The organism is Pauljensenia sp. UMB3104 (assembly GCF_030217285.1).
GTDB lineage: Bacteria > Actinomycetota > Actinomycetes > Actinomycetales > Actinomycetaceae > Pauljensenia.
Genome location: NZ_JASONN010000005.1, coordinates 37,756 through 50,730, shown reverse-complemented (window position 1 = coordinate 50,730; position 12,975 = coordinate 37,756). Strand labels below are relative to the sequence as shown.

General features: G+C 66.0%; 11 protein-coding genes, 1 pseudogene and 1 riboswitch. Of the genes and pseudogenes, 9 read left to right on the top strand and 3 right to left on the bottom strand.

Features of this window, described 5'->3' with window-relative positions:
• Positions 1-264 precede the first annotated feature (264 nt).
• Positions 265-954 carry a hypothetical protein gene (locus tag QP415_RS04070; RefSeq protein ID WP_016460629.1) on the top strand — a complete coding sequence of 230 codons (690 nt, stop codon included), beginning with the start codon at positions 265-267 and terminating at the stop codon, positions 952-954.
• Between the two features lie 697 nt (positions 955-1,651).
• Here QP415_RS04070 and QP415_RS04065 read toward each other — a convergent pair.
• Positions 1,652-2,218 carry a DUF2218 domain-containing protein gene (locus QP415_RS04065; protein WP_285098890.1) on the bottom strand — a complete coding sequence of 189 codons (567 nt, stop codon included), beginning with the start codon at positions 2,216-2,218 and terminating at the stop codon, positions 1,652-1,654.
• Between the two features lie 163 nt (positions 2,219-2,381).
• On the opposite strand from QP415_RS04065, the gene QP415_RS04060 reads away from it, so the two are divergent.
• From QP415_RS04060 to QP415_RS04035, 6 genes are all read left to right on the top strand, one after another.
• Positions 2,382-3,851 (top strand): amino acid permease, encoded by a 1,470-nt coding sequence (locus QP415_RS04060; RefSeq protein WP_285098889.1) that lies wholly within the window; start codon positions 2,382-2,384, stop codon positions 3,849-3,851.
• A gap of 28 nt (positions 3,852-3,879) precedes the next feature.
• A riboswitch (TPP riboswitch) is annotated at positions 3,880-3,981 on the top strand.
• A gap of 30 nt (positions 3,982-4,011) precedes the next feature.
• Positions 4,012-4,611, top strand: a complete 600-nt coding sequence (locus tag QP415_RS04055) for an ECF transporter S component (RefSeq protein ID WP_285098888.1) — start codon at positions 4,012-4,014, stop codon at positions 4,609-4,611.
• Positions 4,612-4,621: 10 nt separating this feature from the next.
• Positions 4,622-7,066: an ATP-binding cassette domain-containing protein gene (locus QP415_RS04050; protein ID WP_285099012.1), complete on the top strand. Its 2,445-nt coding sequence runs from the start codon at positions 4,622-4,624 to the stop codon at positions 7,064-7,066.
• The gene (locus tag QP415_RS04045; protein WP_285098887.1) at positions 7,063-7,662 is read left to right on the top strand and encodes a hypothetical protein; all 600 of its coding nucleotides are present in this window, start codon (positions 7,063-7,065) and stop codon (positions 7,660-7,662) included. Before QP415_RS04050 ends, QP415_RS04045 begins: the two co-directional genes overlap by 4 nt.
• A gap of 4 nt (positions 7,663-7,666) precedes the next feature.
• Positions 7,667-9,190 carry a phospholipase D-like domain-containing protein gene (locus tag QP415_RS04040; RefSeq protein ID WP_285098886.1) on the top strand — a complete coding sequence of 508 codons (1,524 nt, stop codon included), beginning with the start codon at positions 7,667-7,669 and terminating at the stop codon, positions 9,188-9,190.
• Entirely contained in the window at positions 9,187-10,017 is an 831-nt protein-coding gene (locus QP415_RS04035) for a class I SAM-dependent methyltransferase (protein WP_285098885.1), read from the top strand. Before QP415_RS04040 ends, QP415_RS04035 begins: the two co-directional genes overlap by 4 nt.
• 20 nt (positions 10,018-10,037) lie before the next feature.
• On the opposite strand, the gene QP415_RS04030 is transcribed toward QP415_RS04035, so the two are convergent.
• On the bottom strand, positions 10,038-10,370 hold the full coding sequence (locus tag QP415_RS04030; RefSeq protein WP_285098884.1) for an immunity protein Imm33 domain-containing protein: 333 nt from the start codon (positions 10,368-10,370) through the stop codon (positions 10,038-10,040).
• Between the two features lie 69 nt (positions 10,371-10,439).
• On the opposite strand from QP415_RS04030, the pseudogene QP415_RS13755 reads away from it, so the two are divergent.
• A pseudogene (locus tag QP415_RS13755) lies at positions 10,440-10,571 on the top strand (class I SAM-dependent methyltransferase); the annotation flags it as partial.
• A 20-nt stretch (positions 10,572-10,591) separates the two neighbouring features.
• On the opposite strand, the gene QP415_RS04025 reads toward QP415_RS13755, so the two are convergent.
• Positions 10,592-10,924: a DUF2185 domain-containing protein gene (locus tag QP415_RS04025; RefSeq protein WP_285098882.1), complete on the bottom strand. Its 333-nt coding sequence runs from the start codon at positions 10,922-10,924 to the stop codon at positions 10,592-10,594.
• A gap of 201 nt (positions 10,925-11,125) precedes the next feature.
• Here QP415_RS04025 and QP415_RS04020 point away from each other — a divergent pair, with 201 nt between their 5' ends.
• Positions 11,126-12,856 (top strand): alpha/beta hydrolase, encoded by a 1,731-nt coding sequence (locus QP415_RS04020; RefSeq protein ID WP_285099010.1) that lies wholly within the window; start codon positions 11,126-11,128, stop codon positions 12,854-12,856.
• Positions 12,857-12,975 lie beyond the last annotated feature (119 nt).

Genomic DNA, 12,975 nt, shown 5'->3' with positions numbered 1-12,975 from the left:
TGCGCGCGTTGTAAGTAGCTCATCGTCGCATTGGGCATGTCTGCTCGAGCTGCTTGCGGCGGGTTAGTGCAGCGTTACATGTAAGGTCTGTAAAGCTCTGTAGCCTAGGTGTGCGCAAGTGGTAATGACTCTAATCTAGCCAATATGTGATCTCACCCTTGCGCTATGGAAGTGTGAGTGTCTATAAGCGTGTCGTATCATCAGCGCGTGTGTCAAAGGTGATAGATCTGTTTGCATGATGAATCTAGGTTCCAGCAGAAGGGCATGCACAAGATGACCGATCTCCCTCAAGAAGAGTGTCTTAAGCCTGATCAGCTGCGATCGATGACTGAATGTGAACGGGCTATTCACGCTATTTCGGAGAAGACTGGAAAGAGTCCGCTGGATATCTGGCGCGCAAATGAAACCTGGCTCGGTGAAAAAGCTTCAACAGTCGATTTCAAGCCGGATCGTAAACCTTTGGGGATTATTATTCTGGTAATATGGATCATTGTTCCATATTTCTTCTATGCGAGTTTTCGTGCGACAGGTTGGTATGGTTTTTCAGCGGGAATACTTGTGCTCGGGGTGTTGATGACTATTGAGATAGTTTGTCTTATGTTCATGCAGAAGCTACTTGTTCCTTTTGGTAAAATTCTTCGCAGTCTATCGGGAGTCGTATTTTCTATAATTTTGACGATGTTTGGTTTCCTCTCAACTCTGGATTCTGTGGCTAACCGTTTTACACTAGCTTTAATTGGTGTTCTTGTTGCAATGGCATGTATTTCTTTTTTGAATTCTCCACTGGAATTGCTCTGGAATCATTCTGTGAAAGAGCGGGATGATTATGGAGAGCAGCTTTCTACGCTTCGGTTGGTTCGTCCATTACTTGCAGGTAGGTCTAGGTCGGCCGTGGAGAGTCGATCTTCTGTGGTTTCCTGTGCGCGACTACGGGCAGTTGTGGACTGGGATTAGTCGGTGCTGGCATCTGCAGTATTGCTTGCCTGATGGTGTGGGGTCGTGTGAGCAGGGGTGCGCTTCCGAGTCTGCGCTTGTGCCCGATGGGGCGTTAGATTCGAAAGGAGTTGAGCCCTCTATCGGGTAGTTCGGAGAAGTGGCGTGGCATGGGGTATTGTCTGCCACGCGTGCTGGCGCTGTGATCGTTTTGTTGTGCTGGGTCTGCTGTCGTTGCGCTGAAGTTGGCGTGCGTGGTGGTTTGGTCCGCGGTTGTGCTTGTAAATGTCGGTGCTACACCCGATACGTAGGCAGTGCACCCGTTCTGATCGGGTGTAGCGTCCCGTAAGAGGTGCAGTGTCCCGTAACGGGTGCAGTGTCGGATGTAGGAGTTGATGCGTGAACCGTGGTGGAGCTTGTTCCTCAGTGGTGTGACACCCGATCGGCAAGATTCAACCCTTTCTGATCGGGTGGAATCTACCCGATGAGGTGGAATCTTCCCGTTCTGGTTGAATCTTTGCTTGCTGGGAGTGGGTATGGGCTTCGGCGGAGGTTGCTTGGGTGCTGCAAGGTGTGGTCACCAGGGAATTACGTGCGGAATTGATAGCGGACGCCTCACCGACGCTGCTGTGTGTGCGGATGCTGCGTGCGGCGACGCTGCTGCATCCCCGGATGCCGCGTGCCTCGTCGCGCCCATTTCGCCGCGTGCCCGCCGCCGTCAGTCCGCCGTGAGTGCTGCGCTCTGCGCCGCCGCCTCGCGGGCGGCCTTCTTGGCGCGGGCGCGGGCCTCGACCTCTTCGGGGGTGAGGGGGCCCTGCGTCGAACCGTCGCTGCCGTCGGTGCGCTCCCACACGACGGCGAGGCTGTCGCGCGCGCCGAAGCGCGCCAGGTGGATGCCGACGATGAATTCGAGGCGGTCGGCGCGCTCGGGCTCCGTGCGCAGCTCAAGCCTCAGATCAGATGCCGACGCGACGACGTCGAAGCGCCCCAGGACCGGGCCCTCGCGGTCGAACAGCAGGTGGCCGCTGCTCGCCTCCTCGTCCCAGAAGCCGGTGATCTTGTGTCCCATGTGGCTGACGAGCTGCTTGCCGTAGCGCGCCGCCCGCTCGGTCGGAATCGTGGCCACGGAGATCAGGGGGTACGAGGCCGGGGCGGTCGACGGGTCGGGTGCGGCGTGCGTCGAGGCCGGGGTCGAGGCGTCGGGGGTGCCCAGGGGGGAAGCGGGGGAGTGGGCGCCTGCGGGCACCTCGGTGTGGCCCGTCGAAGGCGTCGAAGTCTGCGTCATAAGGCAAACCTAACTTGAATGCGCCCCTTCTGCCATGTGGGGATCTAGATTCGGTCATGAGCGTGCCCGTGCGGTAGCGTTGGAGAGTCAAGCACTTCGCGAGAGCGTGCAAAGACCGCGCAAAACGTCCCAGGTGGGGCGGGAGCAGGCGGAAGGAACAACGATGACCAGTGAGAAAGTCGAACACGGCGACCATCAGCAGGGCGGCGAAAAGCTTCAGCGCACGCTGAAAAACCGCCACATTCAGCTGATCGCCATTGGTGGCGCGATCGGTACGGGCCTGTTCATGGGCTCGGGTAAGACGATTTCCGTCGCGGGCCCCTCGATCCTGCTGGTCTACATGATCATCGGCGCGGTTCTCTTCCTGTTCATGCGCACCCTGGGTGAGCTGCTGCTCTCCAACCATAAGTACGCGACCTTCGCGGACATCGCGCGCGATCTGATCGGCCCGTGGGCCGGCTTCGTCACCGGGTGGACGTACTGGGCGTGCTGGGTGGTCACCGGCGTCGCCGACATGATCGCGATTACCGGCTACACGCACTTCTGGTGGCCGGACTTGCCCGCGTGGATCCCGATCGGCGCGACGACCCTGCTGCTCTTCGCCCTCAACGCGATGACGGTCAAGGCCTTCGGCGAGACGGAGTTCTGGTTCGCGCTCATCAAGATCGTCGCGATCATCGCTCTGGTCGTCGTCGGTTTCGCCATGGTCGCCATGGGCACCGTCGACACTGAGGGCACTGCGGCTGCGGTCTCCAACCTCTGGAGCCACGGCGGCTTCTTCCCGACCGGATTCACCGGCTTCCTCGGCGGCTTCCAGATCGCCCTCTTCGCGTTCATCGGCATCGAGATGGTGGGTACGACCGTCGCCGAGACCGACGACCCGGACAACACCCTCCCGAAGGCCGTCAACTCCATCCCCGTTCGCATCATGCTCTTCTACGTGGCGGCGCTCGCGGCCATCATGATGGTGACCCCGTGGGATCAGGTGAGCCCCGAGAAATCACCCTTCGTCACGATGTTCTCGCTCACCGGCCTGGGCGCAGCGGCGACGATCGTCAACCTCGTGGTCCTCTCCTCGGCCGCGTCGAGTGCGAACTCCGGCATCTACTCCACGTCGCGCATGCTCTACGGCCTGGCGCGTCAGGAGCAGGCACCCGGCGTCTTCGCCCGCCTCTCCAGCCACCACGTGCCCCTCAACGCCCTGTTCCTGTCGTGCGTGTGCCTGCTGTCGGGCATCGCCATCATGGGCATGGGTGGCTCGATCTCGGCGGCGTTCACGCTGGTGACCTCGGTGTCGGCGACGCTGTTCATGGGCGTGTGGGTGGTCATCGTTGTGTCCTACCTGGTGTACCTCCACAAGCACCCGGAGCTGCACGAGGCCTCGGCTTTCAAGGCCCCCGGTGGCGCGGTGAGCGCGTGGGTCGTGCTGGCGTTCATGGGGTGCATGGGCGTCATTCTGGCGATGTGGGACGACACCCGCCCCGGCCTCGTCTACTCCCTGATTTGGATCGTGTTCATTGTGGCCGCGGCATTCGCGAACCGTCACTTCCTGCTGCGCCGGGCGTCGCGCGGTGTGCTCGGTGACGGCGGAACGGGCGAGGGTCCCCATCAGGGCCCTCACCTGCATGAGTAGCGCGACGAATACTAAGTGACTATGCTCACCAGAGTGCCACGGGAGCTCGACGCGAGCTGAGAGGGGACCACCCCCGACCGTAGAACCTGATCCGGATCATACCGGCGTAGGAAGGCTCTTCCCTCGTGGCCGCCGTGCAACACGAAGGGAGTATTTTCGCATGGCATCCACTTCTCCATCCCTCCGCTGGAGGGTCATTGACATCGTCACCGCCGCCGTCCTGGGCGTCGCATGCGGCCTCATTTTCGTCGTTTGGAACCAGGTGGGCGGTGCGGGCTACGAGGTCCTGAAGGCCGTTGCCCCCGGCCTGGGTGGCCTGGTGACGGGTGTCTGGCTGCTGGGCGGCACGCTCGGCGGCTACGTCATCCGCAAGCCCGGCGCCGCGTTCTTTGTTGAGCTCATGGCCGCGACCGTCTCCATGGCCCTGGGTTCCCAGTGGGCCGTCGAGACCATTTACTCGGGCCTCGCGCAGGGCATCGGTGCCGAGGTCGTCTTCGCTCTGGTCGCCTACCGTCGCTTCAACGCGGTGATCGTCTCCGCTGCGGGCGCCGTGTCCTTCGCCTTCGAGTGGGTCCTGGAGCTTTTCATCGCCGGTCACCTTGAGAAGGGCGTGCTCTACAACGCGATCTACCTGGTGTGTGGCGCGCTCTCGGGCGTCGTCCTGGCGGGCCTGCTCGCGTGGGCGCTGACGAGCGCGCTCGCGAAGACGGGCGCGCTCGACCGCTTTGCCTCGGGACGCGGGGCGCGTGAACTTGTCTGATTCCCGATCCATGGACGAGGCCCACTCCGCCTCCCCCCGCCCCGTTTCCTCCCCGGACGGCCAGGTGCCGCTGGGTGAGGGGGCGGGTGCGCGCGTGTGCGCGCGCGACTGGGGGTGGCGTCACGCTGGGCGCAAGAACCCCGCGCTGTCGGGCGTTGATCTCGATATCGCGCCGGGCGAGCGCGTGCTCGTGTTGGGCCCGTCCGGGTCGGGCAAGTCGACGCTCATGGGCGGCTTGGCCGGCCTGCTGGGCGGCGCCGAGGAGGGTGAGGCCACCGGCACGCTCACCGTGGACGGCGTCGCCCCGGCCGAGGCCAGGGGACGCGTGGGCCTGCTCATGCAGGACCCCGAGGCCCAGGTGGTCCTCGCCCGCGTGGGCGACGACGTGGCCTTCGGCATGGAAAACTTGGGGGTTGCGCGCGAGGAGATCTGGCCGCGCGTGGAGAACTCGCTCGAGGCTGTGGGCCTGAGCGTCCCCCTGGATCATTCGACGACGGAGCTGTCGGGCGGGCAGAAGCAGCGCCTGGCGCTCGCGTCGATTCTGGCGATGGGCCCGGGCCTGCTGCTCTTGGACGAGCCCACCGCGAACCTGGACCCGAGCGGCGTCGCCGAGGTGCGTGGCGCCGTCGAGGCCGTCGTGGAGCGCACGGGCGCGACCATGGTCGTCGTCGAGCACCGCGTCGACGTGTGGGCCTCCCTCGTGGATCGCGTCATCGTGGTCGCTGACGGCGCGATCGCCGCCGACGGCCCCCTCAACGAGGTGCTCGAGCAGCAGGGCGATGCCCTGCGCGAGCGAGGCATCTGGCTGCCCGGCGACGACGTCGCAGTCGAGGTCGGCCCCGCCCCCGAGGTCGCCCCGGCCTCGTCCGGTACCACCCCGATTGCCCGCGTCGCGGACCTGACGATTGGCTACGACAAGGCCGCCCCCGTGCGATCTGGCATCGACCTGACGATCGAGCGCGGGGTTTCCACCTGCATCGTTGGCGCTAACGGCGCTGGAAAATCAACATTTGCGCTGACGCTGGCGGGCCTCCTACCGCCCATCTCAGGCTCGGTCGAGGTTCAAACATCCGACGGCACGCGCGGCGACCCGCACGAGTGGTCCAGCAAGCAGCTGCTCGGCCGCATGTCGATGGTCTTCCAGGAGCCCGAATACCAGTTCCTGGCCTCCACCGTCGCCGAGGAGCTCGCGATCGGCCCGCGCGCAGCCGGCATGACCGATGATGAGATCGCCCCCCTCGTCGACGAGCACCTCGAGGCCCTGGGCCTGACCACACTCGCGCGCGCCAACCCCATGACGCTGTCGGGCGGCGAGAAGCGTCGCCTGTCGGTGGCGACCGCGCTCATCAGCGCCCCCGAACTGCTGATCCTCGACGAGCCGACCTTCGGCCAGGATCGCGGCACGTGGCTGGGCCTCGTGCGCCTGCTGCGCGCCGCCCTCGCGCGCGGCGTCACCCTGGTCTCGATCACGCACGACCCCGCGTTCGTGGCTGCGATGGGCCAGCGCGTCGTCGACCTCGGCCAGGTCGGAACACGTGGCGGGGTGCCCACGGATTCCGCGGATGAGGCCGGGGCAGCCCCCACCGGTCACGCTCACGATGAGGGTGCGCAGTCGGCGACGAATGTGGCTCCCGCGCCCGCGCGCGGCGCGCAGACCGCAGAGCAGCCGGGCGCGCAAACCGGCACGAAGCCTGGCGTCCGTGGCCTGCTCGCCCGCACGAACCCGGTCGCCCGCGTGCTCGCCCTCCTGGTGGCCACGACGCCCCTGCTGATCACGATTGACCCGGTGAGCGCGGGCGTGGCTCTCGCCCTCGAGCTCGCGCTCATGCCCCTATCGGGAGTGTCGGCACGCAGCTTCTTCCTCAAGGCCACGCCGCTGCTCGTGGCCGCGCCGCTCGGCGCGCTGTCCATGCTGCTCTACGCGACCCCGGGCGGGACCGTGTACTGGCAGCTCGGACCCGCAGCGATTTCGGACCACTCCATGTGGCTGGCGCTGGGCATCGGCCTGCGCATGTGCGCGATCGTCATGCCCGCGATCGCCCTGCTCGACCGCATCGACCCCACCGACATGGGCGACGGCCTCGCGCAGATCCTGCACCTGCCCGCGCGCCCGGTCCTCGCCGCGCTCGCGGGTGCGCGCATGACGTCGCTGATGGCGGCAGACTGGAAGGCCCTTGAGCGTGCGCGGCGTGCCCGAGGCGTGGGTGATGCCTCGCGCATCCGTTCCTTCCTGCGTGGTGCCTTCTCGCTGCTGGTGTTCGCGCTGCGTCGGTCCGGCAAGCTGGCGACGACGATGGAGGCCCGGGGCTTCGGTGCTGCGGGCAAGCGCACGTGGGCGCGCGTCTCGCGCCTGCGCGCCGCCGACGCGGTTCTCATGATTGTCGCCGTTGTCCTTCCGGCCATCGCTCTGACCGTCAGCGTGATGGCGGGCACCTTTGCCCTGGTGGGTCGATGAGTGGCCTGACCTGGGAGGACGCGCGCCGCGGAGGGGGTCGGCGGATCATCGTCCCCGTCGTGATGAGCCCCGATGAGGCCGCCCGCGAGCTCGCCCCCCGCCTGAGTGCCCTGGCGGGGGAGCGGGCCACGGCCTCGTCCCACGGTGAGTACGCGCGCGTATCACAAGGCGTCCCCGTCGTCACGATCGATGGCTACTCCGGGTCGGGCAAGTCCACGCTGGCCGCCGCCCTCGCGTCCCTCCTACCGGGCTGGCAGGTGCTGCACCTCGACGACTGGTACCCGGGCTGGGACGGCCTCGCGGCGGGTTCTGACATCGCCCGGCGACTCGCTGCCGACCTGCGGGGAGGGCGCGCCTCCTCCTACAAGGCCTGGGACTGGGAGGCCAGCGAAACCGGGGCGACGATCCGCGTCCCCCTCGCCCCGACGATCATCGAGGGCTGTGGCACCATCGAGGCCGAGGCCGACCTTGCTATCTGGATCGCCGACCCCGGCGAGGACGAACGCCGCGCTCGCGCGCTTGCGCGCGACGGGCAGACCTACGCGCCACACTGGCGGCGCTGGGCCGAGCAGGATCTGGGGCGCTCGATAGACTAGGCGCATGCTGCCGCCGCCTCCCGAACCCCCGCTGTGGGCGTGGCTCCTTGTCGGGGCCATCGATTTCGTGATCCGCGTTGTCGCGCTGGGGGTTGTGCCCAAGCATCGGCGCGCGTCGACCTCGACAGCGTGGCTGCTGCTGATCTTCCTGTGGCCCCTCCTCGGCGTGCCGCTGTACATCATCTTCGGTTCATGGTGGGCGATGGGCCGACGCCTCGACGACGACCCGGAGGCCAGAGCGCTCGTCGACGCCATCGTGGCGGACTCGACCGCGCTGCAGCCCGAGTCCTATGAGGTTCCCACCGGGCCGGATGGGCTGCCCTTCGGCTCGGACGGCGACACGGCCTCGATCATGCGCCTGTCCGGAAACCTGAGCGGATTCCCGGCCTCGGCGGGGCGCGTCGGCCGCCTCTACAACGACACGGCCGAAACCTTCCTAGCCATGGCCGCCAGCATCGACGCGGCCACCCACCACGTGAACGCCCTGTACTACCAGACGTCCTGGGACGAGTACACGGCCCCCTTCTACGAGGCCCTCCAACGCGCCGTCGCCCGCGGCGTCACCGTCCGCCTGCTCGTCGACCACCACGGCATGCGCACGATCCCCGGACACAGGGACTTCCGTCGCCGCCTGAACGCTATGGGCGTCCAGTGGCACGAGATGCTGCCTTTTGCGCCGCTGCGCGGCCAGATTCGCCGCCCCGACCTGCGCAACCACCGCAAGATTCTGGTCATCGACGGGCGCGAGGCCTACATCGGGTCTCACAACCTCGTGGCCCCCGACTATGACACCCCCTCGTATCAGAAGGCCGGCATGCACTATGACGACACGAGCGTGTCCGTCACCGGCCCCATCGTCGCCCAGATCCAGGCGGTCTTCGCCGTCGACTGGTACTACGCGTGCAAGGAGGTCCTCACGCCCGAGGTTCTCGCCCCGCCCGCCGCTCAGGAAACGGGAGAGCGTGAGGAGGAGCAGGCCTCGGCCATGCAGATCATCCCGTCGGGTCCCGCATACAAGGGCGAGCCGAACCTGCGCGCATTCGTGCACATGATCTCCTCGGCGCGCACGCACGTGTCGATCACAAGCCCCTACTTCATCCCCGACGAGGCCCTCATGACCGCGCTGACGAACGCCGCGCTGTCCGGCGTGACGGTCGAGCTCTTCGTCTCCGAGCAATTCGACCAGTTCCTGGTCGGCCACGCGCAGCGCTCCTACTACGGGCCGCTCCTGAAGGCGGGCGTACGCATTCACCTGTACCACAAGCCGCGGATGCTCCACTCGAAGTACATGATCGTCGACGGGAGCCTGTGCATCATCGGCTCGTCCAACATGGACGTGCGCTCCTTCGGCCTCAACTACGAGATCGTGCTCGTCGCCGACAGTGCGCGCCTGGTCGAGATGCTGCACGGCAACGACGAGCGCACGCGCGGGCAATCCCGCGAGCTCACGTACGAGGAGTGGAAGGGTCAGCCGTGGCACGTGCACTACGTCGACAACGTGTGCCGACTGGGGAGCTCACTCCTGTGAACGGTCGCGATGGTCCGGGTATCAATCGCTCCACTGAGAGGGAAAAGGAAGCTTTGTCGAACGCACTGTCAGGCGTACTCGATACGAACCCCTTCGTCGGGGAGGGGGGTGCGTACGGCTCCGTGCGCCCCGCCTACCCGGACGAGGCCGTGGCCGCGTTGGTCGATGCCGCGTGGTGCGCTCGGGGTGCCGACGCATCGGGGCGGGGTGGGCCGTTGCGCGCCGCCGACATCGGTGCCGGGACCGGCAAGATGAGCGAGCTCTTGGCTCGCGGCGGTCTCCTCGTGGACGCGGTCGAGCCTTCCGCGGCGATGCGCACCCAGGCCTCGTCGATCGAGGGCGTGACGTGGCACGATGGCGTCGCCGAGCAGACGGGGTTGCCGAACGACCTGTACGACATCGTTGTGTTTGCGCAGTCCTGGCATTGGGTGGATTCCGAGCGTGCGGGCCTCGAAGTGGAGCGCATCCTTGCCCCGGGCGGCGCGCTCGGGATCGTCTGGAACCAGATGGACGTGTCGATCCCGTGGGTGCACAGGCTGACGCGCATCATGCGCTCGGGCGACGTGCACCGCCCCGACAAGCGGCCCACGCCGGGCGGCGGCTTCGCGCCGATGACCCTCACCCAGGTCGCCTGGGAGGATCGGATGACTCCCGAGCAGATCCTCACCCTGGGGACGACGCGCTCCTCGTACATTCGCTCCTCGGAAGCGGGACGGGCGCGCATGCAGGAAAACCTGCGCTGGTACCTTTACGAGCACCTTGGCTACGCGCCGGGGGAGACGGTGACCATCCCGTACACGACGCTCGTGTGGCTCGCTCGCCTGTGAGGGCGTGGCCGCTGCGTGAGTCAGCGGAAGGAAATCTCCTTCTCGGTCTTGTTATCGAACCATCGCCGACGTCCGTCAGGCTCAACGACCAGTTGGATGTTGGAGCCGATCGGCAGGTCGTAGATGGCGATGCAGGCGGGCTCGAGATTGCAGATGTCGTTAAAATCTGCCAGGAAGAGATTCTTCGAGTCGCGGATGTACTCGACGGTGTCGCGGTCGGAGAGGACGCGCCATCCGGAATCATCCAACGCAATTGGTGTCTCGCGGATGAGCCACTTGATGTTGCCGGTCCGTTCGGCGATCTTGCGCGAGACGAAGGCGTACCCGGCGTCGCGAATGTAGGTGGTGTGCATCAGTGCTCCTGTCGGTGGGTGTCATCCTGCGCGCGCAGGTAGGTGTCGATACGGTCTGCGAGGACTTGCCGGTCCTCGGAGGCGGTGCGGGCGCGCATGCAGGCGAACCTGCGCTGGTACCTCTGCGAGCACCGCGGGTACGCGCCGGGGGAGACGGTGACCATCCCGTACACGACGCTCGTGTGGCTCGCTCGCCTGTGAGGGCGTGGCTGCTGCGTGAGTCAGCGGAAGGAAATCTCCTTCTCGGTCTTGTTATCGAACCATCGCCGACGTCCGTCAGGTTCGACGACCAGTTGAATGTCGGAGCCGATCGGCAGGTCGTAGATGCCGATGCAGGCGGGCTCAATGTCACACAGATCGTTAAAGTCAACGACGGTCATGTTTTTTGGATCATCCAGGTACTCGGCGGTGTCGCGGTCGGATAGCACGCGCCAGCCGGAGTCCTGAGGGGCGAAGGGTTCCTCTCGGGTCAGCCACTTGATGTTGCCTGTGCGCTCAACAATCTTGCGAGAGACGATGGCGGCTCCGGCGCCTTGAATGTAGGTGGTGTGCATCAGTGCTCCTGTCGGTGGGTGTGCGTGGGGCGGGGAACGTTGTACCCAACTTATCCGATTGTTGCCGCCGAGAAAAGACGATTGCTTCCGGCGGCGTCCCGACTGTTCCGGGGGCGAAGGCGGAGTCCGCGAGACGTCGCTGCTCCACCTGCTCTTCCGGGCCTCGTGCCCCTCCTGAAGCGCGAGGCCACCCCTGGCACAATGGGGACCATGGGTCTGTCGTTTCTGGGAGTGATCGCTGCCCTCGCCATGTATGCGGTGAGCGTGGCGCCGTCGCTGATGGCGCGCTCCTGGGCGTGGCACGCGGTCGCCTCGGGCGTCCTCGTCTCCTGCGGGTACGTCGGTGGCGTCATTGTCCAGAACGTGGGTGCCCGCATCATCGCGATGACGGGCCTGACCATCCGCGCATCCGAGCCCGTCGAGATCGGCTTCCGCGTCTGCGCGGCAGTTCTTTTTGCGATGTGGTGGCTCTACGCCGTCATCCAGTCGTATCGCCGGGCCCGCGTCGCCGCCAGACTCGTGAGCATGCCGGGAGAGACCTTCGGAGAATACCTCCTGGGAACCGCCGGAACCGTCGTCGTCGCATGGTGCCTCATCGCGATCGTCGGTGCCCTGAACAGTCTCGGACGCATGCTTATCGCTGCGCTCGGTGACTACATGCCGCACCCCATTGCCGTCGTTGTCGGCGTGGCGATTCTGACCGTCATCGTCTTCTTCCTGACCTCGAACGTGATCCTGCGCGGCGGCATCGGCTTCTTCCGTCATCACGCCGAGCAGATGAACATGCGCACCGCGCGCGGCATCTACAAGCCCTTCGTCCCCGAGCGCTCCGCCTCCCCGGCCTCGCCCGTCACCTGGGAGTCGGTCGGAGGGCAGGGGCGCGTCTTCCTCGGCCGAGGCCCCTCGCGCCTCGATATCGCCCAGGTCAGCGGCGGCGAGGCCATGGAACCCATCCGCGTCTATTCCGGCATGCCCACGGGCGGGGCGGGCATCGAGGTGGCCGCGGCGACCGTCGTCGCCGAGCTGCGTCGCACGGGCGCATTCGATCGCGCTGTCATTCTTATTGCCGCGTCAACCGGGTCCGGCTGGGTCGACGAGTGGCAGGTCCAGCCCCTCGAGTTCCTCACGCGCGGCAACTGTGCGACCGCCTCGTTGCAGTACTCCTACGTGCCCTCGGCCCTCAACTGGCTGACCGGCCTCGAGCCCGCGCAGGAGGCGTCAGCCGCGCTCTTCCGCGCCGTGCGCGCCGAGCTCGACACGATGGACGAGGCCGACCGACCCGCGCTCTTCGTGTGCGGAGAGTCCCTGGGTGCCTTTGCCTCGCAGTCGGTGTTTTCCTCGGTCGAGGAGGCGCTGGACCAGGTGGACGGTGCCCTGTGGGTGGGCACGCCGGCGTTCACGCCGATGCACGCCGAGCTCACGGCGGCCCGCCACAAGGGCAGCCCCGAGGTGGCGCCCGTCGTCTACAACGGGCGGCGCGTGCGCTTCGTGAACGAGCCCTCCGACCTGCGCACCGACCTGTACGGCCGCGAGCTGGGTCCGTGGGGATTCCCGCGCCTCGTCTACGCTCAGCATCCCTCCGACCCGGTCGTGTGGTGGAATCGCAAGCTCCTGTGGAACCAGCCGGATTGGCTGCGTGAGCGTGCGGGGCGCGACGTGTCCCGCTTCGTCGAGTTCACGCGCTTCGTCACCTTCATTCAGGTGCTTGCCGACCTGCCTGTCGCGGGTACGGCCCCCGGCGGCCACGGCCATACCTATAACGAGGAGCTGATCCCCCTGTGGAGGGCGATCCTCGGCTTTGATCGCCTCTTCGACGAGGCGCCGACCCACCCGCGTCTGGCGGCCCTCGACGGGTCCTGGGTGGACGAGGCAATGGTTCGGCGTATCGGCATCGTGGTGCGGGCGAACCTGGAGCTGTCAGACCGCCAGTAGGGTCTGACCGCGCCTTGGTGCCCGGCGCGGCACTTTGTCAGGACTGACGTGTGACAACGTGCTACTTCGTTGCGTTCTCTCTCGGTATTTGCCGTGGCAAGTAACCGCTCTCTATGCCC

What these genes read in the sequence shown, in the direction of transcription:
- QP415_RS04025 (WP_285098882.1), bottom strand. Translation starts at nt 10,924, where the DNA reads ATGCACACCACCTACATTCAAGGCGCCGGAGCCGCCATCGTCTCTCGC.
- QP415_RS04060 (WP_285098889.1), top strand. Translation starts at nt 2,382, where the DNA reads ATGACCAGTGAGAAAGTCGAACACGGCGACCATCAGCAGGGCGGCGAA.
- QP415_RS04065 (WP_285098890.1), bottom strand. Translation starts at nt 2,218, where the DNA reads ATGACGCAGACTTCGACGCCTTCGACGGGCCACACCGAGGTGCCCGCA.
- QP415_RS04040 (WP_285098886.1), top strand. Translation starts at nt 7,667, where the DNA reads ATGCTGCCGCCGCCTCCCGAACCCCCGCTGTGGGCGTGGCTCCTTGTC.
- QP415_RS04030 (WP_285098884.1), bottom strand. Translation starts at nt 10,370, where the DNA reads ATGCACACCACCTACATTCGCGACGCCGGGTACGCCTTCGTCTCGCGC.
- QP415_RS04020 (WP_285099010.1), top strand. Translation starts at nt 11,126, where the DNA reads ATGGGGACCATGGGTCTGTCGTTTCTGGGAGTGATCGCTGCCCTCGCC.
- QP415_RS04070 (WP_016460629.1), top strand. Translation starts at nt 265, where the DNA reads ATGCACAAGATGACCGATCTCCCTCAAGAAGAGTGTCTTAAGCCTGAT.
- QP415_RS04045 (WP_285098887.1), top strand. Translation starts at nt 7,063, where the DNA reads ATGAGTGGCCTGACCTGGGAGGACGCGCGCCGCGGAGGGGGTCGGCGG.
- QP415_RS04050 (WP_285099012.1), top strand. Translation starts at nt 4,622, where the DNA reads ATGGACGAGGCCCACTCCGCCTCCCCCCGCCCCGTTTCCTCCCCGGAC.
- QP415_RS04055 (WP_285098888.1), top strand. Translation starts at nt 4,012, where the DNA reads ATGGCATCCACTTCTCCATCCCTCCGCTGGAGGGTCATTGACATCGTC.